Here is a 10319-nt window from a genome sequence, read left to right as displayed (position 1 = left end):
TTTCTAATACACCTAAGTTATGAGAAAAGAATTTTTATTTATATTTTTAGCGCTGATCGTATCCGGAAAATTTCTGGGACAGACCAGGGGGACAAAAGTGGGCTATATCGACATGGAATACATTTTGCAAAATGTACCCGATTACATGGAAGCCCAAAATCAACTTGAGCAAAAAGCCCAGAAATGGAAGCAAGAAATAGAAGCAAAAAAAATTGAAATCAACAAACTGAAAGAAGCCTTAAAAGCAGAAAAAGCCTTGTTGACAAAAGGACTTATTGAAGAAAGAATTGCTGAAATCACGTTCCTTGAAAATGAAACTTTGGACTACCAACAAAAAAGATTTGGCCCTGACGGTGATTTGATGAGACAAAAAGCCGGTTTGACAAAACCGATACAAGACCAAGTTTTCACAGCAGTGCAGGATATTGCCGAAACAAAAAAATATGATTTCATATTTGACAAAACTTCAGATTTGACAATGCTTTTTGCTGCAAAAAGATTTGACATAAGCGACCAAATTATTCGTGTTTTGAATCGAACCGAAAAAAGAGAGCAGTTGACCAAAAAAGAACTGAAAGAAGAAGAAGCCAAGGAAGCCAAAGAAGATGCTCTTGACGAGAATCCAGCTTTGTCAGACAGACAAAAAGCATTGGACGCAAAAAAAGCGGCAAGAGACAAAGCAATTGCTGACCGAATATTATTGCAGGAAGAAAAGAAAAGAGCGGCTGAAGAAAAAAGATTGCAAATCATTGCCGACAGAGAAGCTAGAAAAAATGGCGTAGCCCCTTCTGCTTCAAGGTCAACTCCAACCAGTTCCAATACTGGCAACAACGTGGACAAAGAAGCAGCAAAAACAGCTGCGGCAGAGGCAAGACAAAAAATATTGGACGAAAGAGCGGCAACGCTGGAAGCACGTAAGAAAGTAGCCGAAGACAATAAAAAAGCACAAGAAGAAAAAAGAAAACAAATTTTGGCCGAAAAAGAAGCCAAGAAAACAGGAGCTGCCACTCCAACAACAACTAGCAGCACTACGGCTACAACCAATACCGACGCTAACAAAGAAGCTGCAAAAACAGCGGCTGCCGAAGCTAAACAAAAACAAATCGACGCCAGGGCAAAAATCTTGGAAGACCGTAAAAAAGTAGCCGAAGACAATAAAAAGGCACAAGAAGAAAAAAGGAAGAAAGCACTTGAAGAAAAAGAAGCCAAAAAAACTGGCACGGTTTCTGAAAGTACAACAAAAGAAGAGGCAAAAACAAAAGAAACTGTTGCTGATCCAGCCAAGGAAACGACAAAAACACCAGCGGAAATAGCCAAACAAAAACAAGCAGATGCAAGGGCAAAAGCACTGGAAGATCGCAAAAAAGTGATTGAAGACCGTAAAAAAGAATTGGAAGCAAAAAGAAAAAAAATGCTCGAAGATAAAGAAGCCGCAAAAAAGGCAAATGAAGAAAAAAATTAGATACAATAAAATAAATACAAACAATAATTAATTAATATTTTAAAACGATGAAACAAATCAAAACTTTACTAATTGCTGCAATACTAGTTTTAGGAGCCAGCCAAACTATTAATGCACAAGCAAAAGTAGCCCATGTTGATGTAAGTGAAATTATGACGAAAATGCCTGCCATGCTTGATGCGCAAAAACAACTTGAAAAATTGAGTGCTACTTATGATGCTGAATACAAAAAAATGGCTGAAGAATTTCAAGCAAAATTGAAAAAATATGATGCTGAAGCTGCAACAGTTACAGAAGCTGTAAATGGAGAACGTCAAAAAGAAGTTCAAGACATGCAAAAAAGAATCCAGGATTATGGTCAAAATGCACAAAAAGAATTGCAAACTAAACAAGAAGAAATCACAAAACCAATCTACGAAAAAGTAAGAACTTCTATCCAAAAAGTGGGTAAAGCAAAAGGTTTTCAATATGTTCTTGATGGAACTGCTCTTTTACTTGCTGACGGTCCAAACTTGACTGCAGACGTAAAAAAAGATTTAGGTTTCTAATAAAAAAAACGCTTGTTAATAAAAAATCCGCAATTTCTGAAGAATTGCGGATTTTTTATTAGCCAAGATTGAAATAAACAGCTGGATTAGCTCCTTATAGATTATACTTCAAAGACAATATCAAATATCGTGGCTGAACGGTGTATTGCGAGATTCTGGTGGAGAATTGCGAGAAACTATCGTCGTTTATGGACTTGGTGTTCAATAGATTGGTTCCACTGATTTTATATTCGAACTTGCTGTCTTTCTTTTGATAAATAAGACTTGCACTCAAGAAATCATACTGGTTATCAACCGTTTTTTCGGCATTGTGATAGTGGTAAAACTCATATTCCGTCACGAGCGAAAAACTGTCCAAAAAGTAGTAATCCAATTTGGCAAAAGGTCTGTCGGTATAGTAAATACTGTTGGCGTAATTATTAATTACCATATTGTAACCCAGTTCTAAATTGGGTAATTTTTTGTAATTCGTGGACGTTCTTAGCGTATAACTTTGGGTAAAACTTTCATTTGACGACAATACGTTGTTTTGAATATTATTGAACAACGACCAATTTAAGTTTGCCGAAAAAGAAGCTTTATAATTCTTCAAGAAAGAACGACCGTAAGACCCGCTTCCCGAAACAGTTTCGTCTGCAAAATCCGAATTATAGGGTACCGAGGATTGGTTTACACCATTATAAAAAGCCTTGGTCTTTATGGCATCTATTCGCTTTGAATAGGTCAAAAAGGCGGATATGTTTTCTAAATTAAACATGTTGTATTTGAAATAGCGTAAGGAATGTTGACGAGCAGTTGCGTTTTCGAGCGTTCTACTTCCCTTTCTTAGACTATTGTAATTAGAAAAAACCAACCCTTCCGCCAATTGGTTAATATCGGTAAAACTGTTGGTGTACGAAAAATTATAAGTCAGGGATTCCGCTTTCTTGATTTGATAAATTGCCAATAAATCAGGCAATACCCTCGAGAAATTCTGGCTGTAATCCGTTCCTAATTGTTGGTTGGTCATATTGTAACCGTGAACGCTCACACCGGGCGTGAAAGTAAATTTCCCTGTCAAAATCTTGTAATGCAATCCCAAAAAGGCGTCGTTGAAATTGTAACTCACGTCATTTTTGTTGACGGTCGCGTCCAATTCATTAATGTCTTGATTGTCCAAAGTTTGATACATGCTGGAATTGAAATTCTGATACGAATAGGTGTTTCCAAGTGTGACATTGATATTGCTTTTTGGTGTAAGCATATAATAATAATCGGCTTTAGCATCAATTTTACTCGTTTTGACAAAACGATTTTGAGTAATGTCATTTCGATTTTGACCAGGAGTATAACCCACCAAATTAAAGGGTTGCGAGTTTAAATTGGTATTGTAAAAAGGATCTTCCTCTTGATACAAATGCTGCATTTCGACTGCGAAAATATTCTTTTCGTCAAGGGTATAAAACAAGCTCAGGTTTTGGTTTATCGAAAGAGGTTGTTGCTCTTTAGCCGTATTGATAATTTCGGTTGCCGAAGTATTATTGACAATGGACTCCCTTATCGAGGGTGCATCTTCCTCTTGTTTCGAAATCTTGGTCAAAACATCATAATCAAACTGGAAATCAGTTGATGGTTTGTAGCTTGAACTCAATTTAAACATTCCCAAATTACTTTTTTGATTGGCTAACTCCTTCTTGTTCTCCGTAGATTGAATTTCGGAAGAATTGGGTTCCAAAATATTGGTTTGTGATACTGTTTCTAAATCCGTAACCGAGGATGATATAATCCCAAAACCACTCAAAGTCCAAGCTTTGTTGACATTATAAGAGAAATTTGCGGCTCCAAATTGGGTTTCAATTTCTTTGGCTCGATTGTTTCGCATCAATGAAATACCCAAATCATTGGATGAAACATTAAAACTGGAACCACCTTTTGCCGTCAATCCCCTAAATCCTCCCGTTAATTTATTATAATCTTGAATGGTCAATGGCAACTCGCCAATATTATTGAAATTTGTAATTAGGTTAATACTGTATTTAGGACTGTAATAAAACAATTTTGGGTTAATCAAATAGCGACTATCCAACATTCCCACGCCAATTCCTGCAGTCAAGTCGCCAAACCAGAAATTCTTTTTTCCTGATTTCAGTTTGATATTCATCGCCACGTTGTCTTGATTGTTTTCCACCCCTTTCAGGATGGAATTTTCGTTGAAATTGCGAAGCACTTGAACCTTGTCAATGGCATCTGCAGGAATATTTTTGACACCCAATTTGGTATCGCCGTCAAAAAAATCTTTGCCTTCAACCATTAATTTGGTCACTTTTTTGCCTTCCACTTCTATTTCTCCATCAGCGTTGACTTCAACACCTGGCAATTTTTTCAAGACATCTTCCAACTTTCGTTCGGTTCCTGTTTTAAACGAATCGGCATTGTAAACGATGGTGTCACCTTTGATGGAAACAGGCATTTCACGTACAATTTCGACCCCGTCCAATTCAACAGCTCCTCCTTCTAAAACAATATTCTTTTTGATATTCACGTTAGAAGTGACAATTTCCAACTGCGTGCTCTTCATTCCCAAAAAACTCACATTGATGGTATAAGTAGTATTCACTTTCAAATCCAGCACATATTTCCCTTTTTCATTTGTAATGGCATAGGAATCCATCCCTTTTGTGGCTTTGTTTACCGCCATGACATTGACCATTTCCAAACCAACGTTTTTATCGTCGGTTATAACTCCTTCAATTTTTATGGTTTGGGCAAAAGAAAGTGAACTGATAAAGAATAGTGTAACAAGAAATATGTTTTTCATTATATGAAATTTGGAATGTTAAAAACTGGTGCTGTCTGGACAATTAACCGCCTATTCGGATTTGTGTCCCACCGTTTCCACCACGTCCACGATTCATTTCTCGGAATTCTTCCATTTTTTTTATTACGGTTTCATCATATTCAGCTTGAGTAACTACTTTCCCTTTTGTGGATGCTTTTATCACTACTTTTTCTTTTGGGTTTAAAACAATTTTGGAACATAAAATAACCGTTTTACCGTCGTTAACTTCCAATATTAATCCTGGCAAACCCCAATAATTATCAGGCCCTTGGTTAACTGGCACTTCTGGTGTGTACCAAGCCGTCACGACAACTTCTTTAGGCATTTCCAATCCGCTCATAAAATCAGTTTTCTTGGTGGCATCGGCTGGTTTCGCAGTTGTTTCTTCTTCTTTTTTTGGTCTTAAATTTTGAAAATCAGTTTTATTTACTGGACGTACCGCAGTTGCTTTGAAACAATTGAAACCTCCAATTACACGAGTTTCCCCTTCCATTTTCCATTTTAAATTGGGCAACGAATCTTTAATTAAAAATTCTTTCCCCATAAATTCCTTGTCAACAGTATACGTTTTTTCCTTTATGTTTTTGTAAAACGTTCCTCCACCACCCATCAAACCTCCCATCACACGAAAACCACCACCGCCTTGTGTGGGTGCATCGAGTCTTTCTTCTTCTTTATAAATTGAAGCCGATTTGTCAAAATTGAGAATAAATGTTTTTTCGAACATTTTTTTCATCCTATCTTCCATGTTTTTTTGCATCTCTGGAGTAATATCCTTGTTACCAGACATTCGAGCCTTAAAATCCTCCATGCTCGTTTTGGACTCATACACTGCCATCCCTTGAAATTCCTGGGCTTGAAGTCCTAAATGAACCGCAAAAAATAACGTGATTGTAAAAATAAGTTTAGACATAAGTTTTAATTTTTTTATATAAGACAATTCAAAAATGTTTTTGTTACAATTAACAAATTAGACATTTATTAATGCAAAGGGTTTAATGGTAATTTAGCTTTCCGTAAAAAGCATTCTATCAAAAGTAGCATTAATAAACCAACAAGGAAAATTAAACATACAAGTTCCCCAAACCTATAGATAGATTGTGTTTTTAAACAGATGAACATGAAACCCTGACTTGAAATTGAAAATATCCAACAGCTTTAATTCATTTTTTTGTAATTTGGTGCGCTTATGAAAAAAACCTTTCTCTTATTCTTTATTTTATTCATTGCTGTTTCTTATGGACAGGATAAAATATTTGTTGCCACCAAACTGGATTCGACAGCCCTTGTCGCAGATAATTTCATGGGATACGATCAATTTGGTTTTTACTATTCGATAAAAAACAATGTTTTGTCCAAGCGCAAAAAAGACGAATCTTTTGAATACAAAAATATTTCTCTGGGAAGACCAACAAAAATTGACGTCCAAAACCCATTGAAAATTATGTTGTTTTATGAAAATTTCAACACGATTATTCTTTTGGACAATCAGTTGAGCGAAACCCAAAAAATAAATCTTTCCGAGAATGATGTTCCAATAATGGCTACCGCAACCGGAATTGCTTCCCAAAACAGGCTTTGGATTTACAACAGTTTGACCCAACAAATTGGACTTTTTGACTACTTGAAAAACGTGTTCCAATCGATAACACCTTCCATTTCAGGAAGCATAAAATACTACCAATCCGATTTCAATACTTTTCAATGGATAGACAACAACCTGAATTGGTACTCTTGCGATGTTTTTGGAAAAATCAGCAGCTTGGGAAAAGTTGCCTTTTTTGACCAGATTCAAATTGCTTCAAACCAATACATTATCTTTTTAAAAGAAGGAAAATTATATGTTCAGGATTTGAAAAACAAAACGATTTCCCCGATTGAAAATGTGGAAAAATCATTTAAAAATTTCTATTACAAAGACCAAATTTTGTCTATTTTTACCAACCAAGGAATTAGCAATTATAAAATCTCAATACCGTAATGCACATAGCAGTAGCAGGAAACATAGGCGCAGGAAAAACGACATTGACACGTTTACTGGCAAAACATTTTAAATGGGAACCTCATTTTGAAGACGTGGTCGACAATCCTTACTTGGATGATTTCTATCACCAAATGGAGCGTTGGTCGTTTAATTTGCAGATTTATTTCCTGAACAGTCGTTTTCGCCAGGTGTTGCAAATTCGCGAAAGCGGCAAAAAAATCATCCAAGACAGAACCATTTACGAAGATGCACATATTTTTGCACCCAATCTTCACGCCATGGGCTTGATGACCAACCGTGATTTCCAGAACTATACTTCGCTTTTTGAATTAATGGAATCAATGGTAAAAGCACCCGATATGCTAATTTATCTACGAAGTTCAATCCCTAATTTAGTCGGTCAAATCCACAAACGCGGTCGTGAATACGAAAACACGATTTCCATAGATTACCTCAACCGATTGAACGAACGCTACGAAGCTTGGATTCAGACTTACACGAAAGGAAAATTATTGATTATCGATGTGGACAATATCAATTTTGTTGACAATCCTGAAGATTTGGGAATGATTATCAATAAAATCGATGCCGAGTTGAATGGATTGTTTTAGAACATAGATTTTCAGATAATATAAAAAAATGCCTCACTTTCGTGAGGCATTTTTTATGATCTAAATACGGAAAGACACTATTTCAAAGCTCCCACTTTAGCCTTGACTTCTTCTAAGGAACCTTCAAAAACTTGGACGTTTACATTTCCTTTTTCGGAAGTGGTCACCGTCGCTTTTGCTTTTCCATCCGTATTGATAATTTCAACTTTTACATTTTTGTCAACCATTCCTTTTTTGGCACAACACGCTTTTTCAGTTTTATGCTCAATAAATTTCCCGTTGGCATCATAATGCGACATGCACATTTCTTTTTGCTCTGGAGTACAGCCTTTTTCGTCACACATTTTGGCACACTCTTCTTTGGTCATCGTGGCACATTTTGACATATCGCATTTGCCCATCATTGCACCTTTTTCCATCATAGTACATTTCATCTCTTTGGGTGGCAACGGACAATGTGGAATAGCATTTTCAGAAGTTCCGTTTCCTAAAATTGGGGCAACTACCAATCCTATCAAACACGTCAATTTAATCAAGATATTCATGGAAGGTCCAGAAGTATCCTTGAATGGATCCCCAACGGTATCTCCGGTTACGGCAGCTTTGTGCGCATCGGAACCTTTGTATGTCATTTCGCCATTAATCATGACACCTGCTTCAAATGATTTCTTGGCATTGTCCCAAGCACCTCCCGCATTATTTTGGAAAATAGCCCAAAGTACTCCTGAAACAGTAACTCCAGCCATATAACCTCCCAACATTTCGGCAATTAATTGGTTGTTGTCGCTGTAAACTATTTTTCCCAAAAGCACGATGGCAATAGGAAAACCAATGGTCAAAACTCCTGGCAACATCATTTCACGTAAAGCGGCTTGGGTAGAAATTGCCACACATTTACCGTATTCCGGTTTTCCGGTTCCTTCCATAATTCCAGGAATTTCCTTGAACTGGCGACGCACTTCATACACCATGTCCATGGCGGCTTTTCCAACGGAGTTCATTGCCAATGCAGAGAAAACCACCGGTATCATTCCACCAACGAACAACATTGCCAAAACTGGCGCTTTGAAAATATTGATTCCGTCAATTCCGGTAAAAGTTACATAAGCAGCAAACAAAGCCAAGGAAGTCAATGCCGCCGAGGCAATGGCAAATCCTTTTCCAGTTGCAGCTGTCGTGTTTCCTACAGAATCCAAAATATCGGTACGAGTACGAACTTCTTTCGGCAATTCACTCATTTCAGCAATTCCACCAGCATTGTCCGAGATGGGTCCAAAAGCATCGATTGCCAATTGCATCGCCGTTGTGGCCATCATGGCAGAAGCAGCCAATGCTACTCCATAAAATCCTGCAAAAGCATAAGAAGTCCAAATGGCGGCTGCAAACAATAAAACCGTTGGAAACGTGGAAATCATTCCCGTAGCCAAACCAGCAATAACATTTGTTGCCGACCCTGTTGACGATTTTTGTACAATGGCCATAACTGGTTTTGTACCCAAACCTGTATAATATTCAGTAACTGACGAAATAACCGCACCAACAATCAATCCGACGATGGTCGCATAGAAAACTCGCATTGAGGAAATCTCTTGCGATCCTTCGCCAAAGAAATCCATTTTCATGGTTTGAGGCAACATATATTGAACCAAGAAAAAGCAAGCTACGGCAGTTAAGCCAATGGAAACCCAGTTTCCAACATTCAAGGCTCCTTGCACTTGTTTTTCTTTAGCATCGTTATTCGTGATTTTAACCAACATTGTTCCGATGATGGAGAATAGTATTCCAAAACCTGCGATTGCCATCGGCAATAAAATAGGTCCTATTCCGCCGAAAGTATCTTCGATTTTTCCGCCCATATCCTTGATAACATAATTTCCAAGAACCATTGCGGCCAGAACTGTTGCTACATAAGAACCAAATAAATCAGCTCCCATTCCGGCAACGTCACCCACATTATCACCCACGTTATCTGCAATTGTAGCTGGATTTCTTGGATCGTCTTCTGGAATTCCAGCCTCCACTTTGCCCACTAAATCGGCACCAACATCTGCGGCTTTGGTATAAATTCCACCACCAACACGGGCAAACAAAGCAATAGATTCTGCTCCAAGCGAGAAACCCGCCAAGGTTTCCAAAACGATGGTCATGTCTTCGGTAGAAGTCCAAACGCCTCCCATAAAAATATTGAAAAACAGAATAAAGAAAGAAGTCAAACCCAAAACAGCCAAACCTGCAACACCCAATCCCATTACCGTTCCACCTCCAAAAGAAACTTTCAGCGCTTGCGGCAAACTGGTTCGAGCAGCTTGCGTTGTCCTAACATTTGTTTTTGTTGCGATTTTCATTCCCATATTCCCAGCCAAAGCCGAGAAAAAAGCACCAAAAACAAAGGCAACAACAATTAGTAAATGAGTTGATATTCCAGGGATGTACGTAACTCCTGCTAAAACAATACTAATAACAACAACAAATCTTGCCAACAATTTATATTCTGCATTAAGAAAAGCCAATGCTCCTTCGTAGATATGATCTGAAATCTCCTTCATCTTTCCGTCGCCGGCATCTTGTTTCAAAACCCACGCTCTTTTGAAAGCCATAAAAGCCAATCCCAACAACGCCATAATTATTGGCACATAAATCATTATTGTATTCATAAATATAGATTTTTTATAAATTTTTCCGACAAAAAAGTACTGTCGTTATGATGCAAACGTACTATAATGATATTGAAAAAACAACACTCCAACACAATAATATTGCTGTTTGTTAAAAAATAATATACTAAAATTATTTAATACTCATCAAATAGCATTTTTTGCCAACAATACAACAATTTCACCTTAAACAATCTTCAAAAATTGAGAATAATTCCAATAATTATTTCCAATCCAAAATA

7 protein-coding genes are annotated in these 10319 nt (G+C 37.3%); 4 read left to right on the top strand and 3 right to left on the bottom strand.

What is annotated here, in order from left to right:
• Positions 1-19 precede the first annotated feature (19 nt).
• Complete coding sequence (locus tag BUC16_RS04950; RefSeq protein ID WP_073368371.1) at positions 20-1462, top strand: OmpH family outer membrane protein; 1443 nt, start codon at positions 20-22, stop codon at positions 1460-1462.
• 47 nt (positions 1463-1509) lie between these two features.
• The gene (locus BUC16_RS04945) at positions 1510-2010 is read left to right on the top strand and encodes an OmpH/Skp family outer membrane protein (protein ID WP_073368369.1); all 501 of its coding nucleotides are present in this window, start codon (positions 1510-1512) and stop codon (positions 2008-2010) included.
• Positions 2011-2104: 94 nt separating this feature from the next.
• Here the strand turns inward: BUC16_RS04945 and BUC16_RS04940 are convergent, their stop codons facing one another.
• Together BUC16_RS04940 and BUC16_RS04935 are read right to left on the bottom strand one after the other, a co-directional pair.
• The gene (locus BUC16_RS04940) at positions 2105-4807 is read right to left on the bottom strand and encodes a carboxypeptidase regulatory-like domain-containing protein (RefSeq protein ID WP_141226081.1); all 2703 of its coding nucleotides are present in this window, start codon (positions 4805-4807) and stop codon (positions 2105-2107) included.
• A gap of 43 nt (positions 4808-4850) precedes the next feature.
• Positions 4851-5741: a GLPGLI family protein gene (locus BUC16_RS04935; RefSeq protein WP_073368366.1), complete on the bottom strand. Its 891-nt coding sequence runs from the start codon at positions 5739-5741 to the stop codon at positions 4851-4853.
• A 276-nt stretch (positions 5742-6017) separates the two neighbouring features.
• Here BUC16_RS04935 and BUC16_RS04930 point away from each other — a divergent pair, with 276 nt between their 5' ends.
• Positions 6018-6809: a hypothetical protein gene (locus tag BUC16_RS04930; protein WP_073368365.1), complete on the top strand. Its 792-nt coding sequence runs from the start codon at positions 6018-6020 to the stop codon at positions 6807-6809.
• Complete coding sequence (locus BUC16_RS04925; protein ID WP_073368363.1) at positions 6809-7423, top strand: deoxynucleoside kinase; 615 nt, start codon at positions 6809-6811, stop codon at positions 7421-7423. The genes BUC16_RS04930 and BUC16_RS04925 overlap by 1 nt, the downstream gene beginning before the upstream one ends.
• Before the next feature lie 77 nt (positions 7424-7500).
• Here BUC16_RS04925 and BUC16_RS04920 read toward each other — a convergent pair whose 3' ends face one another.
• Positions 7501-10077 (bottom strand): sodium-translocating pyrophosphatase, encoded by a 2577-nt coding sequence (locus BUC16_RS04920; protein WP_073368362.1) that lies wholly within the window; start codon positions 10075-10077, stop codon positions 7501-7503.
• Between the last annotated feature and the right edge of the window lie 242 nt (positions 10078-10319).

It is taken from the genome of Flavobacterium fluvii (assembly GCF_900129545.1).
GTDB lineage: Bacteria > Bacteroidota > Bacteroidia > Flavobacteriales > Flavobacteriaceae > Flavobacterium > Flavobacterium fluvii.
Note: the sequence above shows the minus strand (reverse complement) of the source record. Positions and strands in the feature narration are given on the sequence as shown.